Annotated in this window: 26 protein-coding genes and 1 pseudogene; 11 read left to right on the top strand and 16 right to left on the bottom strand. The window is 45.7% G+C overall.

Annotated features, from left to right (window positions below; genetic code table 11):
- The 6 genes and pseudogenes from RID09_RS02150 to RID09_RS02125 form a co-directional block, all read right to left on the bottom strand.
- Window positions 1-125: pseudogene (locus RID09_RS02150) on the bottom strand (photosystem II q(b) protein); the annotation flags it as partial.
- A 162-nt stretch (window positions 126-287) separates the two neighbouring features.
- Window positions 288-494, bottom strand: coding sequence for a hypothetical protein (locus RID09_RS02145; RefSeq protein ID WP_446334305.1), 207 nt, complete (start codon window positions 492-494; stop codon window positions 288-290).
- Between the two features lie 210 nt (window positions 495-704).
- Window positions 705-1,415: a pentapeptide repeat-containing protein gene (locus RID09_RS02140; protein WP_446334304.1), complete on the bottom strand. Its 711-nt coding sequence runs from the start codon at window positions 1,413-1,415 to the stop codon at window positions 705-707.
- A 164-nt stretch (window positions 1,416-1,579) separates the two neighbouring features.
- Window positions 1,580-2,119: an RNA-guided endonuclease InsQ/TnpB family protein gene (locus RID09_RS02135; RefSeq protein WP_446334303.1), complete on the bottom strand. Its 540-nt coding sequence runs from the start codon at window positions 2,117-2,119 to the stop codon at window positions 1,580-1,582.
- 46 nt (window positions 2,120-2,165) lie between these two features.
- Window positions 2,166-2,525, bottom strand: a complete 360-nt coding sequence (locus RID09_RS02130; RefSeq protein WP_446334302.1) for an XRE family transcriptional regulator — start codon at window positions 2,523-2,525, stop codon at window positions 2,166-2,168.
- Window positions 2,522-2,869 (bottom strand): type II toxin-antitoxin system RelE/ParE family toxin, encoded by a 348-nt coding sequence (locus RID09_RS02125; protein ID WP_446334301.1) that lies wholly within the window; start codon window positions 2,867-2,869, stop codon window positions 2,522-2,524. The genes RID09_RS02130 and RID09_RS02125 overlap by 4 nt, the downstream gene beginning before the upstream one ends.
- A gap of 121 nt (window positions 2,870-2,990) precedes the next feature.
- On the opposite strand from RID09_RS02125, the gene RID09_RS02120 reads away from it, so the two are divergent.
- Window positions 2,991-3,680 carry a hypothetical protein gene (locus RID09_RS02120; protein WP_446334300.1) on the top strand — a complete coding sequence of 230 codons (690 nt, stop codon included), beginning with the start codon at window positions 2,991-2,993 and terminating at the stop codon, window positions 3,678-3,680.
- Window positions 3,681-3,723: 43 nt separating this feature from the next.
- Here RID09_RS02120 and RID09_RS02115 read toward each other — a convergent pair whose 3' ends face one another.
- Window positions 3,724-4,125 (bottom strand): helix-turn-helix domain-containing protein, encoded by a 402-nt coding sequence (locus RID09_RS02115; RefSeq protein ID WP_446334299.1) that lies wholly within the window; start codon window positions 4,123-4,125, stop codon window positions 3,724-3,726.
- Between the two features lie 208 nt (window positions 4,126-4,333).
- On the opposite strand from RID09_RS02115, the gene RID09_RS02110 reads away from it, so the two are divergent.
- From RID09_RS02110 to RID09_RS02100, 3 genes are all read left to right on the top strand, one after another.
- Window positions 4,334-4,564, top strand: a complete 231-nt coding sequence (locus RID09_RS02110) for a hypothetical protein (RefSeq protein ID WP_446334298.1) — start codon at window positions 4,334-4,336, stop codon at window positions 4,562-4,564.
- Window positions 4,565-4,814: 250 nt separating this feature from the next.
- Window positions 4,815-5,162, top strand: coding sequence for a hypothetical protein (locus RID09_RS02105; RefSeq protein ID WP_446334297.1), 348 nt, complete (start codon window positions 4,815-4,817; stop codon window positions 5,160-5,162).
- A gap of 134 nt (window positions 5,163-5,296) precedes the next feature.
- Entirely contained in the window at window positions 5,297-6,283 is a 987-nt protein-coding gene (locus RID09_RS02100; RefSeq protein WP_446334296.1) for a hypothetical protein, read from the top strand.
- 6 nt (window positions 6,284-6,289) lie between these two features.
- Here the strand turns inward: RID09_RS02100 and RID09_RS02095 are convergent, their stop codons facing one another.
- Complete coding sequence (locus RID09_RS02095; protein WP_446334295.1) at window positions 6,290-6,904, bottom strand: hypothetical protein; 615 nt, start codon at window positions 6,902-6,904, stop codon at window positions 6,290-6,292.
- 308 nt (window positions 6,905-7,212) lie between these two features.
- Here RID09_RS02095 and RID09_RS02090 point away from each other — a divergent pair, with 308 nt between their 5' ends.
- From RID09_RS02090 to RID09_RS02075, 4 genes are all read left to right on the top strand, one after another.
- Window positions 7,213-8,517, top strand: coding sequence for an RNA-guided endonuclease InsQ/TnpB family protein (locus tag RID09_RS02090; RefSeq protein WP_446334294.1), 1,305 nt, complete (start codon window positions 7,213-7,215; stop codon window positions 8,515-8,517).
- Between the two features lie 579 nt (window positions 8,518-9,096).
- Window positions 9,097-10,854, top strand: coding sequence for a carbohydrate porin (locus RID09_RS02085; RefSeq protein ID WP_446334293.1), 1,758 nt, complete (start codon window positions 9,097-9,099; stop codon window positions 10,852-10,854).
- Between the two features lie 314 nt (window positions 10,855-11,168).
- The gene (iscB, locus tag RID09_RS02080) at window positions 11,169-12,563 is read left to right on the top strand and encodes an RNA-guided endonuclease IscB (RefSeq protein WP_446334292.1); all 1,395 of its coding nucleotides are present in this window, start codon (window positions 11,169-11,171) and stop codon (window positions 12,561-12,563) included.
- Complete coding sequence (locus RID09_RS02075) at window positions 12,547-14,985, top strand: tetratricopeptide repeat protein (protein WP_446334291.1); 2,439 nt, start codon at window positions 12,547-12,549, stop codon at window positions 14,983-14,985. The genes iscB and RID09_RS02075 overlap by 17 nt, the downstream gene beginning before the upstream one ends.
- A gap of 143 nt (window positions 14,986-15,128) precedes the next feature.
- Here RID09_RS02075 and RID09_RS02070 read toward each other — a convergent pair whose 3' ends face one another.
- Window positions 15,129-16,019, bottom strand: a complete 891-nt coding sequence (locus tag RID09_RS02070) for a hypothetical protein (RefSeq protein WP_446334290.1) — start codon at window positions 16,017-16,019, stop codon at window positions 15,129-15,131.
- 189 nt (window positions 16,020-16,208) lie between these two features.
- On the opposite strand from RID09_RS02070, the gene RID09_RS02065 reads away from it, so the two are divergent.
- Window positions 16,209-16,442 (top strand): hypothetical protein, encoded by a 234-nt coding sequence (locus tag RID09_RS02065; RefSeq protein WP_446334289.1) that lies wholly within the window; start codon window positions 16,209-16,211, stop codon window positions 16,440-16,442.
- Between the two features lie 38 nt (window positions 16,443-16,480).
- Here RID09_RS02065 and RID09_RS02060 read toward each other — a convergent pair whose 3' ends face one another.
- Both RID09_RS02060 and RID09_RS02055 read right to left on the bottom strand, forming a co-directional pair.
- Window positions 16,481-16,804, bottom strand: a complete 324-nt coding sequence (locus RID09_RS02060; RefSeq protein ID WP_446334288.1) for a type II toxin-antitoxin system RelE/ParE family toxin — start codon at window positions 16,802-16,804, stop codon at window positions 16,481-16,483.
- Window positions 16,801-17,160, bottom strand: a complete 360-nt coding sequence (locus RID09_RS02055; RefSeq protein ID WP_446334287.1) for a type II toxin-antitoxin system Phd/YefM family antitoxin — start codon at window positions 17,158-17,160, stop codon at window positions 16,801-16,803. Before RID09_RS02055 ends, RID09_RS02060 begins: the two co-directional genes overlap by 4 nt.
- 156 nt (window positions 17,161-17,316) lie before the next feature.
- Here RID09_RS02055 and RID09_RS02050 point away from each other — a divergent pair, with 156 nt between their 5' ends.
- Window positions 17,317-20,682 carry an AAA domain-containing protein gene (locus tag RID09_RS02050; RefSeq protein ID WP_446334286.1) on the top strand — a complete coding sequence of 1,122 codons (3,366 nt, stop codon included), beginning with the start codon at window positions 17,317-17,319 and terminating at the stop codon, window positions 20,680-20,682.
- A 92-nt stretch (window positions 20,683-20,774) separates the two neighbouring features.
- On the opposite strand, the gene RID09_RS02045 is transcribed toward RID09_RS02050, so the two are convergent.
- From RID09_RS02045 to RID09_RS02025, 5 genes are all read right to left on the bottom strand, one after another.
- Window positions 20,775-22,442 (bottom strand): SUMF1/EgtB/PvdO family nonheme iron enzyme, encoded by a 1,668-nt coding sequence (locus RID09_RS02045; RefSeq protein ID WP_446334285.1) that lies wholly within the window; start codon window positions 22,440-22,442, stop codon window positions 20,775-20,777.
- A 21-nt stretch (window positions 22,443-22,463) separates the two neighbouring features.
- The gene (locus RID09_RS02040) at window positions 22,464-23,918 is read right to left on the bottom strand and encodes a lipase/acyltransferase domain-containing protein (protein WP_446334284.1); all 1,455 of its coding nucleotides are present in this window, start codon (window positions 23,916-23,918) and stop codon (window positions 22,464-22,466) included.
- A 321-nt stretch (window positions 23,919-24,239) separates the two neighbouring features.
- A complete protein-coding gene (locus RID09_RS02035) occupies window positions 24,240-24,575 on the bottom strand; it encodes a helix-turn-helix domain-containing protein (protein WP_446334283.1) in 336 nt (111 codons plus the stop codon).
- A gap of 25 nt (window positions 24,576-24,600) precedes the next feature.
- A complete protein-coding gene (locus RID09_RS02030) occupies window positions 24,601-25,011 on the bottom strand; it encodes a hypothetical protein (RefSeq protein WP_446334282.1) in 411 nt (136 codons plus the stop codon).
- Between the two features lie 39 nt (window positions 25,012-25,050).
- Window positions 25,051-25,269, bottom strand: a complete 219-nt coding sequence (locus tag RID09_RS02025) for a hypothetical protein (protein WP_446334281.1) — start codon at window positions 25,267-25,269, stop codon at window positions 25,051-25,053.
- Window positions 25,270-25,717: 448 nt separating this feature from the next.
- Here RID09_RS02025 and RID09_RS02020 point away from each other — a divergent pair, with 448 nt between their 5' ends.
- Window positions 25,718-25,882, top strand: a complete 165-nt coding sequence (locus tag RID09_RS02020; protein WP_446334280.1) for a ribbon-helix-helix protein, CopG family — start codon at window positions 25,718-25,720, stop codon at window positions 25,880-25,882.
- The last annotated feature ends 185 nt before the right edge of the window (window positions 25,883-26,067 follow it).

Genomic DNA, 26,067 nt, shown 5'->3' with positions numbered 1-26,067 from the left:
AAGAGAGTTGGGATCATCAGTACACCAAACCAGCCGATATACAGGCGGTTTTCGGTGGAGGTGACCCACTCGCAGAACCGATCCCACAAGGATGCGGATTCGCGACGTTGTAATGTGGTTGTCATGGTTCGGATAATTGCTTTTGATTTCAGAGCCGAGCTCCTATGTAAATAATCATAGGTGAATTATTAAGCTTTGTAAAGGTAAATGAGGATTAGTGTTTCTGAAGGAATCGATAAGCTGGACTTATTACGCTAGGTGGCTCTGATGATGGAATGTCGGTAGAATCATTCTCCTAGGTCAGATTCCCGCTGTTTTTCCTGTAAGAGTTTTTCCTGTAGAAGTTTTTCTAAATCCTCGTTTTTGAGTACTTCCTCAATCATCTCCCTGACTGTATCTGACATGGTGATGCCTTTGAGGTAGCAATACAGTTTAAATCGTTCTTTGAGTGCCTCAGGTAACCGAAATCTGAGATAGTCGTCTCTTTCTTGCATTTGTTGTTTGCTGAATGTCTGGCATTATTGAGGTTACTAGATGCGCTAGATCTAGCTGGGTGCTGTTATCACAGCGTAATCAATAATAACATGGTGTTTGCGGATTGCGGGTGAACTATTTTTTGGGCTAAGTTAAGTAAATCAGTAATGCAGTAATGCAGTAATGCAGTAATTACTGATTTACTGGTTGCCGTAATTAATTCCCCAGGGTCAGTACTGAGTTGTACCGTAGACAGTGGTTCCGTCCGGCATGACTGCCAGTTGCAAGTCAGCCCCCTGGAGATTAGCGCCTGCCATCGTGGCATTGAGCAAGTTCGCGTAGCGCATGTTGGTATTGCTCAGATTCGTACCTGTGAGGTTAGCTTCTGTCAGTCGTGTTCCGTACAGACTGGCATGACTCAGGTCGGCATTCTTGAGCGTGGCGCCAATTAGGTCAGCATCTCGAAGCTCAACCCGGTGCAGTGTCGCATTACTTAAGTCAGCGTTGTCTAATCTGATATTGAAGAGGTTCGCGTCAGTCAGGTCGGCATTTTTCAATTCACTGTCGTGAAGGTCAACTCCGTCTAGGTCGGCATTTTTCAGTTGGGCTTCATTTAGACGAGCACCACTCATTTTGGCATCTTTGAATTGGGTATTTGTTAGGTTGGCACGGGAGAGGTCGGTATTTCTAAAATCAGCGCCGCTCAAATCTAGTCCACTCAGATCGATTTCTGTGAGGTTACACCCCGGACAGCGTTTGGTTTTCAGAATTTGTTCGACGCTGACTTTTTTGGCTTTTAGCGGTTGAATAGAATTTTTTACTTTTTCAAGTTGTTTGTGAATGGGTGAGCTAATTGTTTCCTCTGGTGCAATATAAAGGGCAAGGGGTAATCCGATAGCGGCTAATATTGTGGCGAAAATTAATAAGGTTTTGAAATTCATACGCCCAGCTTCCCCCAGAATGAGTGATGAGGTGTCTATTTACATACTTCAGATGCTGAATCCCCTTTACCGTACTGGGAGCTTAAAGTTTTGGTAAATTCAGCTTGTATTTTTTATGTGTGGGAGAAAAAAGGGCTGATTTTTTTCGATATATTTTGGTCAGATTATTTAAGAGTTGGAGGAACTGAGGAAGCGGAAATATCTACTTGGCTAAGATTGAGCTTGCTCAATCGTGTTCGAGCAAGCCCGTTGATATTCAAGTCTTCCACTGCAATCAAATCAAATTGTTTGACCAGTTTGTGAGCTGTGTTGTAGTGAAAGTCTTGCCTTTTGCGACCAATGCGCTGATGAATTCTAGCTATTTTGTTTTTTTGTTTCTCATGAAGCTTCGACCCCTTTTGTTTTCTGGCAAGCTTGCGTTGTTGACGGGCTAAATGTGCTTGAGTTTTGCGATAAGTTTGCTGAATCGGTATGGTTTCCCCATCCGAAGTCGTGAGAAAATCCTTGAGTCCAACATCAATACCAACCACTGCTTTAACTTCTGCCAGAGGGAGAAGTTCTGGAACTGTGGCATCTTCGATTGAGATGCAAGCGTACCAGCCGTCAGCCTTTTTGACGATGGTGCAAGTTTTAAGTGTGAAACCATCTGGAACAGGGCGATGCAGAATAATAGGCATTTCCCCAATTTTTGATAGCTTCAGCATCCCATTTCTAATGTGAGCGCCCGCTTTGGCAGAGTTTACTCGTGGATTAACGAATGAGCGCAACTCCCCTGGTTTTTTGTGTTTCTTCTAATCTGCTTAAAGTTGGATTGCTATCATCATCTGCCACCAATTCAATACGCAACCGTTTACCAACAGCTTTAGCGGCATTCACCATAGTGTTGAGCGTTACAGAGGTATTTTCTTGATCGAGGAATCTGTCGAGAGATGCACGACTTGTGTGCATCTGTTGAGCCATTTCTGTTTTAGTGAGTCCTTTTTCTTGCATTGCCTGAGAAACTTGCCAAGCGAGAACACGCTTGAGCGCAATTGCTTCTAGCTCGTCAAGTATTCCGTCTTCTTCGAGGAGATCGTCAAGTGAAGAACCGATATAAGGATTGGTAGTCATTCTCTTTCTTCTAAGTCTCGCTTCCGAGATAAAGCTAGGTCTAAGTCTGTCTTGGGCGTTTTCTGCGTTTTCTTAATAAATCCATGAAGCAAAATTAATTGGTCTTCGTAAAAGCAGAAGATGACACGAGCGATTCCATCAGGTAAATTAGTGCGAACTTCAAATAATCCTTTCCCTAGTGGTTTACAAGTTGGCATACCGATGGGCCAGCCGTACTCAACGGTTTTGATATCGGTGCCAATTAAATAACGTTCATTTTTCCCCAGGTTTTTTAACCAGTCACGAACTGGTTCATTACCAGCTTCGTTTCTATAAAACCTTGCAGGAACTCTTTTTTCGGTCATTCCTTGTTGATTGTACCATTTTTGGTACGAAGCGTCAATGGGAATTGTAGCAGCTCAACGCTAGGATTCTAAGATTGACCTTCTTTTACGCAGCTTGGCTATATCGAATCTCAAGTCAGATATGGAAAACGGCAAACAACACACTGACCCCGTGGTTTACACGGTTAGGGGAAGAATCTGTGGCATCTACCGACCCAGTGCAACCAACTTCCTCGAAGGGATTTTACTGACCGATGATGGTTTGAAAATCCCAGCTCAACTGACTCCTGAGGTGGCAAGTCAACTCAGAGCGAATCAAGATTTCCTGAAAGTGGCTCAAGTTTGGAAGTGCTACCCACGCATTGAGCCGCCTTGGGTGATGCTGGTTAAGTTGAAGAGTAAAGCCCAGACGGTTCAAGAGTTGAAGCGCAAGGGTGTAAATAAGTTTCGCATTGTGGGACAGGTGCTGCGGATTAAAGGTAAAGAGGTAACGGTACTGATTAAACGGAATGAATTACCACCCGAAGGGGAAGAGTCTTCATTTACTGTGACTATTGTGGGCGACTTGCCAAAGAATGCGGTTGGGCAGTTTTGGCGGTTCAATGTCAGGCGTGAAGGATGGAATTGGAGGATTAATTCAGCTACTTTTGTGGCTGCATCACCGGAAGTTTTGGAACAACAGCTCAATGAACAGAGCCGTGTTGTCAGTGTCAAAGTTACGTACAAAGAGTTTCAGGCGATAGAAGCTTACGCTAAAAAATATCGTAAGACTAAAACTTATGTGATTAAAAAGTTGATTCAGAAGTTACCAACCTATGAACCGGATCGCTGAAGGGGGAAGGGGCAAAGAACTGTAACCAAATCTCTGCTCAAATCTACTCATTGCTGGTATTTCTAGAATCATCCACATCAACCTCTTGCTCTTGTTGCATCGTCTGAAGTTTATCCCAGATGTCAGGAGCCAGCTTGTAAGAGTCTGTTTTACCTTTGCGCTGCTCTTTCTGAATCAATCCTCTGTTTTCAAGAGATTTGAGGGTTGACTGAGCTTTGCGAACGCTCATCTTACATATTTTAGCTGTGGTAGTAAGGGCGGCATAACACTCGCCACGACGGGCAATGTGACCGAGTAGACGGAACTCATAGACATCTAAACCTGCCTCGTCAAGGTTTGGGTGAACAAATATGGGCTTTTTCTCTTTAAGCGCTCCGGCTTTCATAGGCATTTTGCGTATAGGGGTATGCAGGGGGTGCATATAAAATATAATACTTAGTTTCATATTTTGTATGCACGATATGCGCCACTACCCAACTGATGTGCAGGGGTGCTACTCTGGAGAGAATTGATTCAGACATGAAAAAACGCCGCTTGGACTGGTACTCCAAACAGCGCTCTTTTTCGGTCTAAGTCAGCTCTTGCAGCGGTTTGACTTACACTAATTCCCGCAAACCGCTAACACAACCAACTCACAAAAAGGATAAATTCAAATGTTCCACCATCTTAACTCTCCCAAGGCGGAATCTACAAACCTTGCAACCTTATTAGACAAACTAGCAAGTCAACCCAACGGACTCGAAAATGCCAACAAACTGCTAGAGAGGTTGCACCGTCAGTCTGAGCCTCAGCACACATCGGAGGCAGCAAATCGCAATCGGTTGATTGCAGCAACGCGACTGGGCGAGGTTTTATTCCGGGCAATTAAGCTGTTCGGCATTTAAATTTTTGACCCGAAACCCTTGCTATAAGGAGTCTGGGCTTCAAAAATCCCAATTAAAATGCGTCTTAGCTTATCCGGACGTAATATAAGCGGGGTGTGCTACTACGGCACATCCCTTACTCGCTCCCTCCAAAAACTCGCTCGATCGCACTTTTCGCCAAATCGCGGTACAATCATCCCAATAAAGAAATAACGCGCCACGAGCTGGTATAACGACCAACCCGCAACGCTTCCCCTCCCATGCACACAACATGAAAGGAGCCATTTCAATGGTGTCAGAAAATCGACAAAACCGCCAGTGTCTGGGCGTTCCAACCGATTGGAATGTACCCAAATTCAGCTTAGGTCAACGAATCCGAGCCAAACACGCCTTCCTCAACACAATACGCATTCAGACTGGCTTAATCACAGGAATTGAATGCTTTAGCCCAGATAGCTACTGGGTCACTCAACACAACCTCAAACCGGGCTGGCGCTATTCCATCCAAGTCGATAGAGACGACCCCTGGTACACCACCTCACCCGTCCTATTCATACACGAATCAGCGATCAGCGCACTAACAAAAACCCCTACCGGATGGCAGGGGTTTCGGCTTTGAGAGCGCAAGTCCTTTCTTTAACCCCTCCCCGACATGGGGAGAGGAGCTTCAGCCAGGAGAGCCTGACTCCCCCTTTCTTTGCAAGGAAGTTGGGAGGTTAGGTCTTTTCTCCAATTCCCCACAACGAGAAAACCATGACTACTGTATTTGCCAGAATCACTGACCTGCACGACCAAATCTCATTCCTGATCAACCCCTGCGCCCGACTCCTTTACCGATGGTTGCTCCGCCGCCGCCCAGCCGGAAAAGAACAAGAGTTCTCACTCTCCGACTTTCAAGACTGGACAGCCCAAAACCGCCGCCGTCCCTACTCTGAACGCCATGTCAGACGGGCATTAACCCAGCTCATTGACCAAGGGTTACTCGGTCAGGTGAAAAAATACTACTCAATCCAGCGCTGGAGCGTCGTGGCATATCACCCCGATGAGCCAAAAGTGTCCGACTCTGATCCTAAACTGTCAAAGTCTGACTCAAAAATGTCCAAAACAGAGTCCTCAAAGCCTGATTCCGCCGTGGATCTTTATAGAGAAATTAAAGAAATAACAGACACCCACCCACCACACCCTGCTGCTGTCCTTAATAATTTTAAAAAAGAAGAAGAAGAAAAAAGCCAAGGCGCGATGGTGAGTCCCGCCCCTGAACGCGCAGAGGAGAATGCAGACATTGACGAGTCTGAACCGCTTAATTCTGATGAAAGCGAATTTTCTGCTGCCGAACAGTCTCAAAAGCTCGATGTTATTGACGACGCCAACATCCGGCTCAACGTCCAGCTCAAAGCTCTCGTTCGCAACTTTACCCTAGAAGAAGTTAAAAAGGCGATCGCCTACTACCGCCAAACCAAACGTGCCAAAGAAACCAAAGGGCAGAAAATAGACCGCCCTGCTGGTTGGCTGACCGAGTGTCTGCGCCAACGCTGGTGGCAAAGTGCAGAACCTGAGAAAACGCGGGAAGATGAGGAGTTTGAACAATGGTATAAAGACGCGATCGCCGCTGGTATTGTCCAAGATGTTCCGATTAAATACCTCGGCAAAAACTGGAAGAAGGAGTACATGGTGCGACTGCCAAAGCCGGGTATATTCGGATCGCCCTACACGCTGGTGTCTTGGCGAGAATTATTGTAGCCTAACTCAGTGCATAAACTCCCCTGGCGCTAACGGTGCATCCGTGCGGCGCTCGTCCAGCACCTCTAACTTCCTCTTATTCGGAGGTTCGGGTAACAAAATATACCGAGGTCCCCAGCCGCCATTCACATCCTGTGGACGTTCCGGTGGTGGCGCGGTGGATGCTGTCGGTAAAGGAATCGGCATCACTTGACTGGCTTGGACATAGCGATCGCCATCTAGGGTATTGCGAATCAGGCTCTTGTCTACTTTAATCCCCTGGTTCTCTAACTGCTGTTGAATCGTCCATAAGGAGTCAGTAGGCGCTAGGGTGGCAATGAATAGCACGTCTTTATCTGGATCTAGGGTGAGTCCCAGTTTCGACTGCTCAATTTGCCACACCTCTTGATACTTACCATCGGGTGCAACCTCCCACAGGTTTAAGTTAGCCTGCCATTGCCCACTATTTACCTCGACATCTTGATAAGCCAAAATTGAATAGGTTGGCTTTGAATCCTCACTTGCCGGGAGATTACCATCAGGGTGTAAGTAGCGAACCGCCGCGATCGCGATCGGACTTTCATCCGGTAGATTCGTCATTCCCGTTACCGTGTAAACCCCGTCTTGCTGGGATGGAGACACACGAAGTTGAAAACTCGCATCCGTTGAGACATTAGGTAATAGGTTGGGTAATTGCTCAAGTTTTAATACATCTTGCGAACATCCACTGTTTAATAGTAACAGTAGAAAAAGAAAAACTAATTTTCTGTTCGGATTAAAAATTCCTTTGGTTGGTAATTTTCTAAAAAACACAGACCCAATTTGCTCCGAAAATGAGTTGGTTGTAATCCGGATGTCCAGACAAGGGTTCCCTAAACTCCTTTTTCGAGTTAATGTCAGTCAATCCGGAGAGTGCAAAAACTAGAGGCGATAGGCGTTACAATAGTAACATGAAACTAAGCTACCAGTACAAGCTACTACCAACCTATTTACAGCGTTGCCGCATAAATAAGTGGCTTGATATGCTGCGTTGCCAATACAACTATCTGTTGGCAGATAGGTTTGACTGGTGGCAAATGAATCGCTGTCCTGTTAATGCCTGCCCATTAATTTGTAGTATTGCTAAACCTAGAGAGCAACCTGAATACTATGGTCAAAAACGCTCTTTGGTGTCTCTCAAAAAAGAGAGGGAATGGTATGCCGATATTCACGCTGATGTCTTGCAAGACATGGTGAAGCGAGTAGAGCTGGCATTCAAAAGGTTGATCAAGGGAGACAGCAAAGGTAAGCGTAGCGGCAAGCCAAGGTTTAAAGGTAAAAACCGTTATCGGACATTTGCTTACTCTAGAGTTAAACCTGATTGCATCCAAGGTAATCGAGTCACTCTACCTAAGTTGGGTGAGGTTAAATTAATTCAACATCGTCCTGTTCCTGATGGATTTACTATTAAACGGGCATTAATCACCAAAAAAGCTGACGGCTTTTATGTAACTTTAACTTTAGAGGACAAGTCTGTACCTGATGCTCCAACTATCGACATCCAGCCAACTGAAGCTAACAGCATTGGCGTAGATGCTGGATTAGAATATTTCATCGCTTGCTCGGATGGTGACACAAAAGAGCCTCCTAAGTTTTACAGGCAATCTGAAAAAAAATTAGGGAGACTTCAAGCCAAACGGGAATTAAGACCGAAAGGCTCGACATCCCGTCGTAAGCTCAATGAACGGATAGCCAAGCTTCATCAAAAAATTGCTAGACAGAGGAGGCAATGGCATTTTGAGTTAGCTGGCGAATTAGTGGATAAGGCGGATGTCATCTTTATCGAAGACTTAAAAGTTGCTAACATGATCCGACGCAACAAACCCAAACAAGCTCTTGATGGAACCTTCCTTGCTAATGGGCAAGCTGCAAAATCGGGTCTAAACAAAAGTTTTGCTGATGCTGGGATCGCTGGGTTTCTAAATGAAATATTGCCTGACAAAGCCGCGAAAGCTGGTAGGCAAGTCATTAAGGTCAATCCGGCTGGCACATCCCAATATTGTGCAAATTGCCTAAACGAAGTTCCCAAGGAATTATCTGATCGCTGGCATAGCTGCCCACACTGCGGTGTTGAAATGCCAAGAGATATTAATTCTGGGATACTAATTAAGAAAGTGGGGTTGGGCGTTCGCCTCACTAGAAAACGCGAATCCGGGAAATCTCGGAGGAGAAGCCTACAGTTTAGCCCTGAGCGGAGTCGAAGGGCTAATCTTTGATTGACTGTAGGAGTACGTCACGTTAAAACAGTAGAGATACTGTAAAATTTAACAGCCTGTACCCTTGGGTATAAACCAACACAAATTTTCCAGATTGTCAGGGAAGTTGGAAACAGGCGACGTATTCCAGAACCAGGTTTTGGTTATACCGGGTTTTGACGAACGTCCCTCCCAACCGGCAATACGTCCCCTTTTGCCATGAATGCTTTTCTTGTGGGGTTCCTGAATAATTAAGTCAGCCCTTGTTAGTTTTTATTTGACTTCATTTACTTAATTATTGCCCAGGGATAGTTATGAATTAAAAAGACGAGTTGTAATTGAAACAAACTCCACCTTAATCTCTTGAAGCGGTAGACAATAAAAATCAAGAGATTAAGGTTCGTATTGTTATCATTTATTTCCAGAAATTTATCTCATCTTTCAGTTTCGGAACTGTTCATTTTCATTAGGCGTCGGTGAAATTAGTTGACCTAGCATCTACAATTGCGAAGATTTTCCGGAGACTGTTTTTAAAGTCAGGAGAACTAAATAATTGATGGTTTTAATCCTCAAGTCCACCTATCAGCAACTGTGGTGCTAATGAGAGAACTAATTCAAAAAATTAGAAATACTGATAAGCAAATTACGCCGAGATTACGGCAGTCTATTTGGCTAAGTTATCTGCTATCCATGGGATCAACTTCAGCAGGAGCGCTATCTCTATTTTCCATAGCGGCTCTCCTCTTAATGACACCCGCGATCGCTCAATCAAACGAGCAACCAACTCCCCAAGGGGAGCAGGCGATTGCAGAAGAACCAGCTAGCCATACCATAGACACTCTGGCGAATGAAGAAGCTTACCAAACAGCCTCCTCAGATAATTCTGAGATTGTAGAAATCACGTCTAGCAGTCAGCAGCACAAGTTATTTGACTTTAATAGTTCAGCCGGTTCTGAGTTTCCACCGTCTCAGACAATAGCGGAGGGAGATAAACCTACTTCAGTAGCCGAGGCTATCGCCCCTAAACCCCCGGTGGTAGCTGCGGTGCAAAACTCCGTTGAACATTATCTGCCATTACCGATAACGGAAACCGATGCACCCAATCCAGTAGTCGAAGCGATCGCGCCCAAACCTCCCGTAGTCGCGACGGTACAGGAGAAGATTGAACATCACCCGCCATCTGAATTCGCTGGGGTAGACGAATCCAGTTTAGTACCTGAAGCGATTGTTCCAAAACTGCCAGAACCTACACCCCTGATTCATTCCCTTGATTACCACATCCCTGGAGACTTAACAATCGCCGATGAATCAACAGCAGATAATAGGGCGTTCGTACCAAAACCGCCAGTGATGGAACCTGCTCAACATTCGGTTGAATCCATCTTACTCGCCCAATCCTCTGACGATGAACCCGATGCTTCTTTAATTCCTGAGAATTCTCCCCTGGAAAATGAAGCATTAACGCCTACTCTGGATCTTCAAGGGGCTTATCTCCAGCAGGAAGATGCTTCGGCGCGGCTGCGGTTGCGGGGTATTTATCCAGTATCACCCAATGCCTTGTTTGGTGCTATTGTCGATTTGGCGACAGGGGATGATTTTGCCGGGACGGAAGGCGATGGATTTAGTTTGAGTGAACTGTATTTTGCCGGTTCTCTCCCCAGTTATCCGAATTTGCGCTTAATCGCCGGGTTAATGGATTTAACCTCTTATTTTGACCGCAATAGCTTTGCTAAGGATAGTACAACCCATTTCTTCCACCCCCTGTTTCAAACCAATCCAGCCTTAGCGTCTACAGGTGTTGGCTCTCGTATTGGGGGGTTATTGAATTGGAATATTACTGATAATGTGGAAGCAAAAGCGGCTGTCTTTTCCTCAAATCGAAATTTGGGAGACTTTGATTTAGATGCTTTTGCGGGTGAGATTGGTTTCCGGGCGGGGAATGGTATTATACGGGCAACCTACACCACAGACCAAGATACAGGGCGGGATGGCGTCTTGGGTACCCAAAACGGCGATCGCGAAAATGCCTTTGGGATTAATGGGGAATATTTTATCCCAGAAATTAAGTTAGGATTGTTTGCCCGTTACGGTTGGTTGGAAAATAGCGAGCTGGATGATAGTAGCGAAACGTATAATTTCGGACTTAATTTCTTAGATCTATTTCTTAAAGATGATCGCCTGGGGCTTGGTTATGCTTTTGGTCGAGGTTTTTCGGAAGATAATGATGTATGGGAGTTATTCTACGATATCCGAGTTTCACCGAATCTACGGGCGGGGGTGACGCTGCAAGAACGAGAAGGCTTCTCGGAGACAATTTTTGGATTCCGGGTTAAAACAGATTTGCAGCTATATCCGTAAGAGGGTGCGTTATTACTATGAACCACGATTCCACACCAAGTTTTTCACCAGTTGACCCTCATGAACGCACAAAATAAGTTAGGTCAACAACCCAGCGCCGCTCTTCGGGACGGCGTGGGCTTGAGAAGAGTTCTTGAGCCTTGTTGATTAGCCTCAGTGTTCCGTTATGCAAGGAATACTACGTTTTCCGAGAATACCATCCATCGTGAAGTACAGGGTTAGCAACCCGTTTCCTAGCTCCACGCTCTGCGGTTTTTATTAAACATTCCTGTTGGGTAGGGAAAGTGTAAAAACAGACAAACCTCGTGAAAACTTTGGCGAAGGAAACCACACCGCAAGGTGAAACTCTGTTTATTAGGTTTATGAAAGTCCACGTTATCAACAAGCATGGGTGTCCCTTGATGCCCACAACCCCAAGAAAAGCCAGATTACTGCTTAAAAGCGGTAAAGCCAAGATAGTTGGACGTGACCCTTTCACGATTCAACTTGTCTACGGTTCAAGCGGGTACACTCAGCCAGTCGATTTGGGTATTGATGCAGGGTACGAAAACATTGGCTTTAGCGCCGTAAATGAGAAAGAAGAACTCATCGGTGGCGAACTTAAAATGCTTAAGGGTGTCTCGGAAAGAGTTACTGAAAAGCGTAAGTATCGTCGCACTCGGAGGAATCGACTCAGATATCGAAAGCCGCGTTTTTCCAATCGAAAAAGGAAGGAAGGCTGGTTGGCACCAAGTATCCAGCACAAGCTAGATACCCATCATCATCTCATTGACAAGATATGCCGTATTCTCCCTGTTAAAAACGTGACAATTGAAGTCGCCGCCTTTGACATCCAGAAAATCAAGAACCCCAAAATTGAGGGGGAGCAATACCAGTACGGGGAACAATACGGTTTCGACAACCTGCGGGAATATATTCTGCATCGGGATGGACACAAGTGCCAGAACCCGAACTGTAAGAACAAGGCAGACCATCCAATCTTGCAAGTTCATCACTTGGGTTTCTGGAAGAATCCCCCTGACCGCACAGATAGACCCGCCAATCTGATAACACTCTGTACCAAGTGTCATACTGCCAAAAACCACCAAAAGAAAGGGTTTCTGTTGGGATGGGAACCAAAGCTCAAGTCATTTAAAGGTGAAACCTTCATGACAATGGTGCGGTGGCGGTTAACAGAAGAAGGGCGGTACGAGTCCACCTTTGGTTACATCACCAAAGGGAAACGCCGAGAGTTAGAGATGGAAAAATCCCATTATAACGATGCGTTTATCATCGCTGGTGGAACAACTCAAACTCGTGTAGTTAAGCCGTTAATGCTTGAACAGATTCGCTGTAACAAACGGTCATTAGAGCAGTTCTATGATGCCAAATATCGCGATTCAAGAGATGGGGAAATCCGTTCTGGAAGCGAGTTATCTTCGGGGCGTAGGACAAGGAGTATAAAACTCAACAGCGAGAACTTAAGGCAGTATCGCGCTCATAAGGTTAGCCCTGGACGCCGCGCCATCAAGAAAAAGCGATATCCCTACAAGCAACGAGACTTGGTTCTGTTTGAGGGAAAAGCTTATGAAGTTGTTGGAATGCAGAACTTGGGAACTCGCCTTAGTTTAAAGCCCGACGCCAACAGTAAAACCAAGTACAAGACTGCGGCTTTAAGTAAAGTTAAACCTTTGAAAAGAAGAGGAGGAATCTGTGAGCAACAAGCATGAATTGGAGAATTCGGGGGCCTGCAAGCCCCACAAATTCTCCCGCCATTCTTCCCATCGCTGCCCTTCGGGACAGCGTGGGGCTCCTGGCGGTTTAGCTGAAACACCAATTTTATCCTCTCCTCAAAACCAAAACTCGTCCCGGTGGTTCCGTGTCTTAGCCTGTTTCCTGATGTTGGGATTAGCCGGGGGATTACCCATCGCCCCAATCAATTTTGCTGTACCTGCTGTTCAAGCCCAGGGGGTTCCAGCAGGGGTGCGTCAGGGGTACTCACTTTTAGAGAAAGGATGGGTAGATGATGCGATTCAAGCTTTTGAGGGGGCGTTACGCAGTAATCCCCAATCTTTAGACGCCAAATTAGGATTAGCCATTGCTTATCAACGCCGGGGGCGGATTCAGGAAGCCTGGAATGCCTATAATGACGTGCTGGAGAGAGAACCTACGAATCAAACCGCCCTGGAAGCTGTGGGTGAGATGGGGGTTTATCGCCAAGAATGGCAAGCACGAGGAATTGAAGCATTAACTGGCTTATTAAACCAGAATCCTAATGATACCCAAGCTCGGTCAAAACGGGCGTTACTGTTGGGATATCAAGGGCGGTTTGCTGAGTCGTTGACGGATTATGAGTTACTGTTGGCGAATAATCCTTCACCAGAAACGATTCTGGGGGCGGCTCAAATTTATACCTACAGTGGCGATTATCAGCAAGGGTTAGAATTATTTAATCGGTATCAAGCCACGGGTGAAGAAATTCCCGGTAACGTCGCGGGGGCTTACGCCTTGGCGCTACGGGAAACGGGGAATGCGGCTCAAGCGGTTCAGATTCTTACGAATCAACTGCGACAATCCCCACAAGAGACTCAATTGCGAGCCGATTTAGCCCAAGCTTATGCGGCGACAGGAGAGATTAATGAAGCGTTGGCAACGTTGGAACCCTTACGGGGTGAAGGGGATGCGGCTTTACCGTTAGCACGGGCGCTGACGTCGATTGGGCGAAACCAACGCCGAACGGATTTGTATGAACAAGGGGTGGCGCTGTATCGTCAGGTTCTGTCTGAGACTCAGAATCCTTCGTTTGCATTGGTTCAGGAAGCGGCGGATGTCTTGAGTGAGTTACCGTCTCAACGGGCGGCGGCGTTGAATCTTTACCAGCAGCTTGTTCAGCAGCAACCGAATAATCGGAGTTTGGTGGTGAAACAGTTGGCGTTAGAGAGTCAATTGGGGCGTATTTCTCGCAGTGAGTTACGACAGCGCCTGCTTTCCCTGCTGCAACCGCTACCGTCTGAATCGGCTGAACGACGGGCGTTGGCGAGTGCGTTGATTCCTTTAGATCCGCCAGATCCGGCGTTATTACCCGTTTATCAGCAGTTAATTAATGCGGGTGTGGATGAGCCGTTTTTGTATTTCCGGGTGGCGCAGATGTTGATTCAAGAGAATCAGTTGGCGGAAGCCAGGGACGCGATCGCGGCGTATACTGCTACTGAAGCCGGGGCGTCTGATTTTACCCCAGAACTGTTGTTGGCTGAGATTGAGCGCCGGGAAGGAAATTTAGAAGCGAGTGCGCGGCGGTATCAGTCGCTGATTGAACGGAATCCGAATTCTGATGTTGTGAATAGCGCCCTACGGGGGTTGGCGGGAATTCGTTTAGCTCAAGGGCGTCCGGATGACGCGATCGCGATCTATGATCAGTTAATCGCCCGTAATCCTAATGATTTGCTGGTGAAGTTGGGACGGAGTGCGATCGCTTATCAAACAGAACGGATTTCTCAAACGGAAGCTGAGGCGGTACTTGAGGAATGGTTGGAGACGAAACCTGCTACGGATTTACCACCAGAGTTATTTAGTTTAGTGGGTGTTTTACCCCCAGATGCGGAACGGATAGCGTTGTATGAGGCGCTACTGCAGGTTGATCCCGATAATACACCGGTTCAACTGCGGCGGTTACAGGTAATTGCGGAGGATGATCCGGAGTTGGCAAAGGCTGAAATTGAGCAGTTAATTGCCCGCAATCCTGATAACTTAAGTGCCTATTTTGTCAAGGGGGAACTCGCCCTGGCGCTGGAGGATTTTGAACTCGCGAGTGAGGCGTATCAGGAGATTTTGGCGCGGGAACCGGATAATATTGGGGCGCTGATGGCGATGGGTGGAGTACGTTTTACCCAGCAGCTTTATCTGGAGGCGAAGCCTTATTATGAGCGGGTGTTGGAGATTAATCCCAATTATTTGGCGGCGCGTCAAACTCTGGCGGAGTTGAATGTGGCGTTGGATCAGCCGTTTACGGCTTTGGAGGAGTTTCAGGCGCTGAATGAGGAACAGGAGGCGGAGACGGGGACACCGAACCCGCAGTTGACGAACCGGATTCAGCGGTTGGAGGTGGATATTTTGAAGCGGCGGGGGTTTCAACCGTATTGGGAGCGGTATTGATTCGGTAGGGGGATAGGGAGACAAAAGGGTTCCCTTCCCCCCCTTCAACCTCAGAAATAAAGTGTGACTTTTGTCCTTCTTATCCCGGTCGGGGGGGCGGTGCTACCGTTTGGCTTATCTTGTCTTTCATAAGGAAAACTTATTTACAAAAGGCTAGAACCCACCCCAGGCTCGCTGGTTTGCGATCGATTAGCTTCCCTTATGAAATTCCGACGGCTTCTTTGCATGGAATTGAGGTTGTAGTCCAAATCGTAGAGATTACACCGATAAATCCACGTTTTATCCATGTACTCAAAAAAGCGATCGCTGGTGACTTCGGTTCCACCGGGGCGAGATGCTGAACTCACTCCATTCGGTTCGTGCAAAGCGTAAGTTCCCCAAGGGGCATTCTCAACGCATTTAACCCAAATAGAAGGCTCAGCGCGGTAGAAATCGGCATCCCAGCGCATTGCTTGCTCAATCTTCCGATAGGCAGCTTTAGCTTGCACAATTTGCCGCCTATCCACCCCAATCAGATGTCGTCGGACAGTCCTGGATGATACACCCAGGTATTCGGCGATCGTCTCTTGCGATCCACCAAAGGGGATGAACCCCTTACTCACAAATGCCTTAGACGGACCAACATGAAGCAAAAAAGGAACTTGCCCCCCTACCGGATTCTGGGAGGATTCCTTTCCCCACCCCAAGATTTGGTCAACCTCAGACAATCTGTGAAACTTTCGCTCTTTCGATGGCAGACTTAATTTAGCTGCTACGTGAGATTTGTGTTGTAGCTGCTGGGCTTGGATTCCTGCGGCGGCGGCTTTCAAGCCAGCCCGTGTCAGGATATCAAACAGGGGTACTGTAGCGACGGCTCCCCAGTTTCTTAAGCCCAGGGCTTGACAAACTTTAGATAGGCTTCCTAACCAGATACAGAAACATCCATCAACTCGGTTGCATCTTCTAAAGGCACCACAACACTTACCAATTTTGATCCACTGACGCAACCGACTAAGAGAAACATGGAGAACCTGGCATAGGAAGTGAACAGGCAAGATGACACATCCCCGACCAGCCAAATCAAAAGCTCTGCAAAGATACCACAGCCTAACCCAGGGCGTCTTAAATACAAGAGCCGAGTGAATCCGAACTGACAGTAAATCCAGAATGACTAGATTTAACGCAAAATCAGTATTATCAGAGAGTAGCTGGAGATAGACAAGGTGGAACACAAGTACAGAGCGATGGTTGACTACTCAGCGATCAGCCCAAACGGTAACTTTGTAGAAGGCTCAAAAGCCTGGAAACCCAGAGCAGAGTCTATAGAAGATGCCCTGCAACAGGTTCTGAAATTACTCAGGGAGCGCATCAGCAAGGAAGTAAAAGATCCAAATGCAGAAATAACTGACTTACAGATTGATTGTAGGATAATGGAGAACCCAGAAGCTACCTACAAGAGAGTTGTGGGGGACGAATGAATCTGGCAGAGCAGCAGTGGGAAGAATAATCCTGAAGCTCACTCTGTATCTTCTGTCTCCGTCTCTTCTGCCACTTGAAAAATTCGTCTTAGGTCTCGCGAACCGCGAAGCACACGCACAATCTCAATCCCCTGTTCTAGAGAACGGTAGAAAATAATGTAGTTACCCACTGGAAAACCCCGCACAGAAGGAGCTAAGTCAGGACGTACTCGTCCCAACTCTGGAAACTTGGTCAATAGGAAAAACCGTTCTCGGAGCTTATCAAGGATATTATCAGCAGCCTGTGGGTTTTCTTGAGCAATGTAGTTCCAGATATCCTCAATATCCTGCGCTGCCTGGTCAGAAAGCTTAAATCGGCTCATAGAGTGCTTTTTTGAGCCAACTTCTGCCGTCCCCTCACCTTAATTCCGTCAAAAAAGGCTTCCAGAGACTTCTCATCGTGTTCGGTGTACTGACCGTTCTCAAGCTGCTCTATGCCGATACCAATCTCACGTCGCAACGTTTCCAGCTTAAGCTGGTGAACTTCCTCTTCAAGATGCTCCAACTGATCGAGAAGCTCCTGAAACGCTCGTGCTTCTTGCACCACCACCTCAGCTTTCCCATTCACCGTCAGCACCAGGGGCAATTTTGTCGCTTTGACCCGTTCTACATACTCTTTGGCGTTTCGCTTAAAGTCAGTCAGAGTTTGAATATTCTCAAGATTAATCTTGGTTCCCATCGGATTTAATAAAGCATTTAATCAAGTATCTCATTTAATGCTATATTTCGCATCTATCGGGGTCAAGTACTGCCACGCGATCGCTCCCAGTTTTGGGCTATTGGAATTAGAAGATGCTAGAAAGGACAGTAATGTATACAGGGTAGCCTGGAGGGGATGTTGAACGAAGCTAGGAAGGTAGATGCGATTCTCGATGCATGGTTCGACTACATTGCTTTGGATGATTATAGTAACGCTAGGATTGAAGTAGCCGAGCAATACACTGTAAATCTAGTACGTGACAATGTATTAATTAAGCCAGCTACTTTTTCAGAACTGCAACTAAAAGTTAACCAAAGGCAGCAAGGTCAACAAGAGGCAGTATGGGTTTTGTCCTTTCCGCAAGTTTTAGATGTAGAAAAAGGAAAAACTCATTTTTGTCCTTTGTTCAGCTTAGATGTTACATCTATCCTCAAGGGAGAGTATCAAGAACAAGGATGGAACCTAGACAGCCTGAAACTCATAGAAGCAGGAGATAACTTAGCCACCTTCCTAGGACTGGATGACGAACAGCGTGAGCAATTGATTACCCAAGACGGACTGCGACGATTTCTCGAAACAACCTTTGAGCTAACATTTGATACCTATCAGGAGTGGATGGAGCGGGTTGTTATACCTCGTCGCTCTCGTAACCAAATTCAGCGGCAGCCGTACTTGTTTAAGTTTCTAGGAGGCAGATTTTCTGGAAATCTCAGGCGAGACCTAAAAGATATCAAATCCGGCTCAAAAAAATGGCTTAACCCAGGTCATCCAGCTTATGAATATCTGCATGGTGTGCCTCAGCTTCGAGAAGAACACGAAGTCACTTACATGGGTGCTTTCCCAACCAAGGTACCATCTCACTCGCAATTAACAGTACTGAAACACGCTCAAACAGAACCCATGACGGCTGTGCAAGGACCGCCAGGTTCTGGGAAAACTACCCTTATTCTTCATATTATCGCTCAACAGGTAGTCAAACGCGCACTCAGCCTAATTGAAGTAGGTGAGGACATCAACAACCTAACGTTTGTTAGTAGTACCAATAATAAAGCTGTTGAGAATGTCATTGAAAAGCTAGATGAATTGTTACAGCAAGAATCATCAACAAAAGTTTTTTTCTATCTAAAAGGGGGAAGTAAAACTAATATTACCTCAGCCGGAGGTGCTATAGAGCAGCTACAGCAAGCCATAGATTATCTGAATATAAATGATTTTGATGAGAATAAAATCAACTTTATACAGGAGCAAATAATACGGATTAAGCATGAGCTGTTAGCTGAGGAATCTAATTATTTAGGATTACGTAGGCAAAGAGCTTTAGATGAAGAAAGATTGCCTCATCTTCTAGAAAAAATACCTACACTTCGACATAGCTTAGAAGAAGCGATAACCGCTAGAAACAACTTTCAGGGACGAGCAAATGAATTAGCAGACTATGAGCAGCTTCCAATAGACGCTTATCGAAAAATAGACTTGCACTTTGATAATGCGGAACGACAGTTACCTGAAGGAAGATTACCTTGGTGGATTCGTTTATGGCATTGGCTGACTGGGAAGACAGAAAAACAGATTGTAGACAAGGCAGCTTTAGCTTGTCAGTCAGCAATCGAAAACACCTTCAATACCCCTTTTCCTGTAGCAAATCCCAGAAATAGGATTGATTTAATTCAACAAGCACGGTTAGTTAGAGGACGACTAAATAAAGCAGATGAGCTAATAACTATACAAGGAAGATTACAAGAACTTGCTAATAAGTTAAGCAGTACAGAGCGAGAAAGATATGAGGTGTTCTCGGAGATAACCGCTATAGAACGTAAGTTAGAAACTCCACTGGAAGATTTTTATGCTTCCTTTCATCAAAATTTTCATGACAAGCATAAGGAGCTATTTCAGCTATCACAAGAATTTCTTACTCAGCAAGCTCTCCAGCATAAAGGCCACGTAAAATCCAGTTTAGAACTATATTCAAGCATTCTCTCAGGAAATCGGAAAGATAAATATAAGATGGCAGAAAACTTAGATGAGCATATTAAAGCTCTGAGTTTAATGTTTCCTGTCATCACTGGTGCATTGCTTTCAATACGAAATATGCTCCCGTGGGTTGAAGAATGTGTTGACCGCACAATCGTAGACGAAGCCGGAATGATTCCGCTGCATCAAACATTTCCCTTACTGGTGCGATCGCACAAAGCTATTATTGTTGGAGACCCTTTACAAATTGAGCCTATAATCTCTCTAAGTGACCAGAGACGCCATAACTACCGTCAAACAGCATTTCTCGACAGAGGATTAACTGAAATTGATTACCACCGCTACAGTCCAGAGGAAGAATATAGCGCAACTTCCTATCATCGCGCCGCAGGAGCAAGTGGAGAAGACAACGATAAAGGTCAAGGAATTTGTTTGACTGAGCATTATCGCTGTCAGCATAGCATCATACAATATTGCAATAAAATCGCTAACTATGGTAACTATGGATTGGAGGTTAAGTCTGAACCAGTTACTCCATTATTGGAATCAAACTTAATTGCTTACCATGTTGAGGGAAACATCAAGGGTAATGTCAATGAAGAAGAGGTCGATGCAATATGTGATTTAATCCAGCATTTGTGTAAGAAAGGTTACTCACTAGAAGATATCGGTGTGATTTCAGCTTTTCGCGCTCAAGCTGATGCATTGAGACAGCGTTTACCCAAGCAATTTCCTGGGTTAGATAAAAAATCGATTGGAACCATTCACACTTTTCAAGGGTCTGAGAAGAAAGTAATTATCTTGTCTACAAAGATCTGTAGAACACAAGATAATGTTAATTGGATTAACAGACGACCAAATCTTCTAAATGTCGCTGTATCTAGAGCCAAAGAACTTTTTATTTTGATGGGTAATATTTATAGGCTAGAAAAAGCTGGAAGCTATACCCGACAGCTTGTTGAGCATATCCGAGAGCATGGATATATTTTAGAGTATAAACCTGCAATAAACAATCCTTACCAATCCTCTAGCAGTTCTCTAGTGTGTGATTGTGAACATTTGGATTATTTCAATAGAGCGATTCAGGAAGTAGAACAAGAACTCATAATAGTTACCCCCTGGATTCGAGGTGATGAACCCAAAAAGTTTGCCGATAGTATTGTTTCAGCCGTAGAAAGAGGTGTTAATGTAACAGTCATTTATGGATATCTTAGTCATGAGAATGGAAATGATGCCAACAATGATGATAATGATGCTGAAGCTGAGAAAAAACTTAAAGATGTATTAGGTTCTAGTCTACTCCGTTCGCGTAGTGGTGGAACAAATCAAAGAATCTTGTTTTGGGATAATAAATTTGCAGTAGTAGGAAGCTGGAATTGGCTCTCTCATCAGTATCGCGATTTCTGTAATAAATCATTAGTTAATCCAGCGTTTCAAATACGTCGAGAAACTAGTGTATGTCTTTCGGATTATTCAACAATTTCATTACTAAAGGAAGATATTGATGGATTCATTCAAGAGTACTTTTAAATATGGGCAGAGCCTTTGTGTGAAAAATACTCAAAAGCCTCATACATAAATACTTGGCTCTCACCCATAGCCCCTAAAGTAGCAGAAGAGGTTTAGGCAAAAGAGCAGACAACTCGAAAGCCAATCTGATTGTTGCTGTTGCTTGGGTTATCAAGGGAACGAAATGCAGAACGACAGATACTAGGAGGAGAGTTCCACGAACCACCTCGCAATATTCGATATGCTTCATTTCCATTAGTCAGCCATACGCTACCATCAGATGGTGAGCCTTGATAGCCTTCGTGCCGATAGTCAGCACACCATTCCCAGACATTGCCATGCATATCGTGTAATCCAAAAGCATTAGCAGGAAAATTACCAACCTGGGTTGTCTCTTTTTGAAAAACTCCATTGGATTCACGAGCATAAGTTCCTTTGAAAAAACGACTTCTTATTTTCCGATCTTGTCCACAAGAATTTACTAAATTCGTTGTAATTGTTGCACCATAATGGAATGGAGTTGATGTTCTGGCGCGGCAAGCATATTCCCATTCAGCTTCACTAGGTAATCGGTACTCTCTTCCTGTTTTCTTCGACAGTCGCTCACAAAACTCCATTCCTTCATACCAGGAAACTCGTTCAACAGGTAAGTTATCCCCCTTAAAACAGGATGGGTCAGGGTTAAGTTCGCGTTTGATTTCCGGCTGGGTTGCGATCGCTCTCCACTGCGCCTGAGTGATGGGATACCTACCCATAAAGAAAGGTTTTACAGCAACTAGATGTTGAGGACGTTCATCCTCTTGCGATGCTTCCTCATCTTTAGGTGCTCCCATCTGAAATTTGCCGCCTGGGATAGAAACCACTTCTAGCTCAACCGCACCACCCAAACTTTCTATGAAGTATTGTGCCTGTTTGCAGCAACATTTAATTTTTTGCCCCTGAGCATTCACAGCCACCACTTCAAACTCAAAGGTTGAGAGAGTTGGGGGAGGTTGCGGAGGTGAGATTACCTCTGTATTCTGACTGGCTGTAGAATTTGGGGACGTAACCTCATCAATTTCTGGGGTATAGCGGACATCTGGCTTAGGAATCTCAATAGGTTCGATCCTCCAACCGTAGTGCGCTATGGCAATATCGAAGGCATATCGCAAAGGTCGGTCTGGTCGGTCAAGTTGTTCGCGACCAGCAGCAACTGCTCGATCAAACGGCAAGAACCCGTTAATTCGACCAGCGCCCTCAGTCTCTGACTCAGACAAGCTCTCACTCTGAGCAAAGCCAGTACATTCGAGAGCGAGGTAGATATCAGAATCAATCAGTTCGCGCAACTGCTCAATATCAGTAAGCGGTTTCTCATTTCTGAAAAGTTCTGTTTCCCGTCGATCTGGAGCATCCCACCCTTGTAGACCGTGAGTTAGCGACACAGCTACTAGGGCATGGTTCTCAAGCACAATCAAAAGCGGTAGCAACTCGTTTCCTAAACACAGCCCACAGAAGAGAATTGCCAGATCGAGACAAGTTCCCTCACCTGGAGTATCCAAAACTTCAGGCGGGGTACGGATTAGCTGGAAAGCTTTTGAGGGATGATATGGTTCTAGAGCGTAGCGCACTTTTTTCTCTCGATTGACTAGAGCATTGTAGATTGCTTCAATCAACTGGCGACGCCCCTCAAACTTTTGAGTCAAATCGTATCGATTCTCAGCCAACCTGACTAAGTTAGCTGCATTCCTGTTGACGTATCGGACTATATCTTTGGGGTTAGCTCTCGACCATCGCCAATCCATTACGCCCTCTTTGAGTAAAGCTCACCCAACTACTTCAAACAGGTCGTGTACGGGTGTTGGAGCTAAGGAACCAGCTTTGCGAGTCCGTACTTCTAGACGATATAGCCCTGGAGCCAAATCATCGAGAGCTAGTACCCACTGCTGTTCCTGTTCTTGAAACTCAAGCTTGAGCCGCTTTCCATCCCCACTAACAGGGGTGATGTTTGCTATGAGCACTCCAGGGTCTGCGCTCAAATTCAGAAGTTTAGCACGTAGATCAACGGGTTCACTGGCTATATATAGGTCATCGAGATTAAGACTAATAGCTGCCCGTTCTGCCGCTTCCTTACTAGGTTCGGGACCGCGAATTGCCTTCAAGTTTGATGAGATTTGCATCTGCTTGAGGCGATCGCGCAAATCATTTAATACTGGTAAGCTTTTCTGCAAGGAGCTGTGCCGCTCTGCAATAAAGGTTTCCCGATACTCGTCAGAAAGTTCAATTGGAATGGCTGATAAGCGAGGTACGGTTCCATCTCCTTCTCCCAAAAGAGGATCATCGATCCATGCTGGTAGTTCGTGGTTAACTGTAAGTTTTCCATCAGATAGCTCAGCGGATTGGAGAGTATCCTGCCTAGTACCGACCACTGGTATCGTTTTGTATCCTGACTCTCGGTACTGTTCATCCTTCCGGTGTTCGTTTACAGCAGTTTCAATCTCTCGATGGAATGCTAAAGCCTGTTCTGCTCGCTCTTTCACCACATTGGGGATACCGTCTGTCTCCGCTACTCGCTGGTACTTGCCAGCAACGTTAACCATCTCGTAGATTGGCAGTAGCTGATAGATGGAGGTAAACGAACGCACCACCTCAGTTAGCTCAACAAATAGTTTTTTGTATCCATTTGCTAGGTAGTTCACGGCGTCAACTGCACCTCGATAAGGGGTGCCAAAAGTTACTAGAGTTCGGCAGTCGCGCCACCCCTCTAACACTTCCAAATAATAACGGGAAATTAAGCCTCCCATACTATGTGCTAGTAGGATTACTTTCGCGTCTTTAGCACCACTGTATTCTCGCCACTGCGGTAACCGTCGGTCAATCAGCTTTTTTAATAACCGAGCGTTAACCCGGCAATCACGACGCCAGTCGTAGGGAAACTCGAAAAAATTCGCCGGTCGGTCGTCATCCGCATTTGCTTTAATTACATTAAAGTTATCAGTAATCAGACGTGAGAGCGCTGAATAATCGTCAATTTTGGTCAGCCCTGCAATTAAATGAGGAACTGTAATCAAAGAATTTGCCTGGATTCCATCCTCCAAATCATCAACATCAGGGTCATCTTCCTCCAGCTTAAGTTGCTGCAACGACGAAGAACCTAAGCCAGTCAATGCAGCTCTGGTAGCCCGACCAGTAGTCCATATATCCTTCCCATCTTTCTGTAGAACACTACCCATTACTCCAGGTAACAGCACCACAAGATCCCGCATCCGTTCTTTCGCCATCACACTCTCCTTACTCGGTTCCTGCTTCGTTTCGCGTTTAGCCTAACTGACGTGAAATTGGCACTCTCTGTGATGACTACTTAGTAGCTCATTAGAGCTACAGCTTAGCTCAACCCAGATTCCGCCCTTTTAACTGGCACACTGGACAGTTTGTAAGAAATAATGGTTCACAGCCATTTTGGATAAAACCTCGAACGAGAGTTGAGTCATTAAACGAACTGGCACAACACAGTAATACCATTTTGCTTTAGTAGTAAAATTATTGCTAACTCCCAAACCTAGATTGTGTAAGGGTTTAGGTTCAACTATGTCTACCGTAATTTATTTACATTTCGTTATTACCAGTGCTTCTTGTAGATCCGAATTAGTGGATTCACTGGTACTAGGAGATTTTTCTTTAACTCGACGCCGCACTTTTTGAGCTAGCCGCTCTAGCGCGTTGGCTATTTCCTCGCTAGTTTGCGATTCAGAGGATGTCGGCAGGAACGCACCAGGCGGTAACCCATCAACCAGCTTTTGAAAATTCCTAAAAGCTATATTTCCACCCGAACGAAAGCGAGAAATCTGAGCCTCGCTGACGCCAGAGCGCTGGCTTAACTCCTTCGCCGTTAAACCACATCGTTCGACTGCTTCAAATAACTCTTTCCTCAAGTCCATAAGAAAATCCTAGCAGGCGCTTCTTTCATCGCGTCTGTGCTGTTTGACGCCGGAACATTCGACGGACAATTTGCAACATGGCAGCTTCCAGTTCTTCCTCGTCCGCAACCCTAATCATCTCAGAGAGACTGGCGCTAATGCTTTGATGAGTCTGAGACGGTTTCCCTTCTACGATAGACACGACTCGCGCCGCCTCAGAATTGGGACGAAGTAATGCGATCGCACACATTACCCGCCAGACTAAATCACTCGACAAATCCTGCTTGCCTTGTCTGACTTTACTCCAAGTTTGTGGTGCAATACCTGAAACCTCAGCTAAATCTTTGCCAGAGATGTCGCCTTGCTCATCGCACAGCCATTCTAAAAGGGGCGTTATGGGTTTAGCCATGTAAAGTTTTATAAAGGTTAATTCACTGATAAGCGAATTATAAACCATAATTATTTTAACTAATTAGCGAATTGGTTCACCAATCAGTTAAATCAAAAATAGCAAAGATGACGCAGAATACGAAGGTTCCGGGCAAATTTTACCCCTTGCAGCACAGCGAATGGCTGAAAGCTTGTCACGCAGATCGATAATTTCGTTGCTGCCTTCGGGCATTTCATCGAGCAGCCACTGCCATAATTCTCTGGCGGTGGGGGTGAGTCGATTCTGTACGCTAAATTTGTTGTGTTTTCTTGTCCAATTATTCATGGCGATGCAGATGGGTGATGGGCTTTCCAATCTGCCCTCTTTTCCAGAGGGGCTATGCGTCAGCCCTGGCTTTTTGGGAATATGTGCATGACGGGTTAGACGCTCTTTGTGAGAAGCGTCTACTTTCCTTGGGCTTAGAATGGGTTCTAGCCGGATAGGGGATCTGTCCTGGACACAAGCTTTTTTAAGCTTTCCCAGGTTCTGCTTGATTCCTTGTCTGGGGGTCGTGGCAAGTCCTTATGCATTCGGTTATGCATGGGTGGGCTTCTGACCCGGATTGGATCGGCGGCGTGTTTCTATGGGTACTCTCTTGAAGCCCTTTTTTTGGGTGGGGTATCCACAGTAGTCATGCCGACTTGGGAGCTGTTCACTTGCTCTTAGTCTGCTCCATAGGCTGTATGCGAATTGTACATGTCTCGTAGACTTACAGTACACGCTTTATACAGCAATGTCAACGACATCTCGACAACTAACTATCCGGCTACCTCAAATAGAGTTAGACCGGATAGAGGCTTATAGTAAGCGCACTGGCAGAACTAAGACAGATATTCTGCGAGAGTTCATCAGGTCTCTGCCAGAACCAGAATCTGAGTCTAAGCCTGACAAGAAGTAGTAGGCGTTGGGGACACAACGGAAACTACAACAACCGTTGGAAAGCGAACTCCCGCGATTACGTTAAGTCTTTGCGTCAGCGAAATCCCACAGCTTCAAGGTTGGGCTGGGTTTTGTTCCTCAACCCAGTCTACGTCTCGCTTAGGTACTCTCGCTATACTCAGTGATCGAACCGGAGGCTGTTAA

This window comes from Coleofasciculus sp. G1-WW12-02 (assembly GCF_040219735.1).
Lineage (GTDB): Bacteria > Cyanobacteriota > Cyanobacteriia > Cyanobacteriales > Coleofasciculaceae > Coleofasciculus.
The sequence above is the reverse complement of the archived record's forward strand: the minus strand, read 5'-3'. Positions and strand labels throughout refer to the sequence as shown.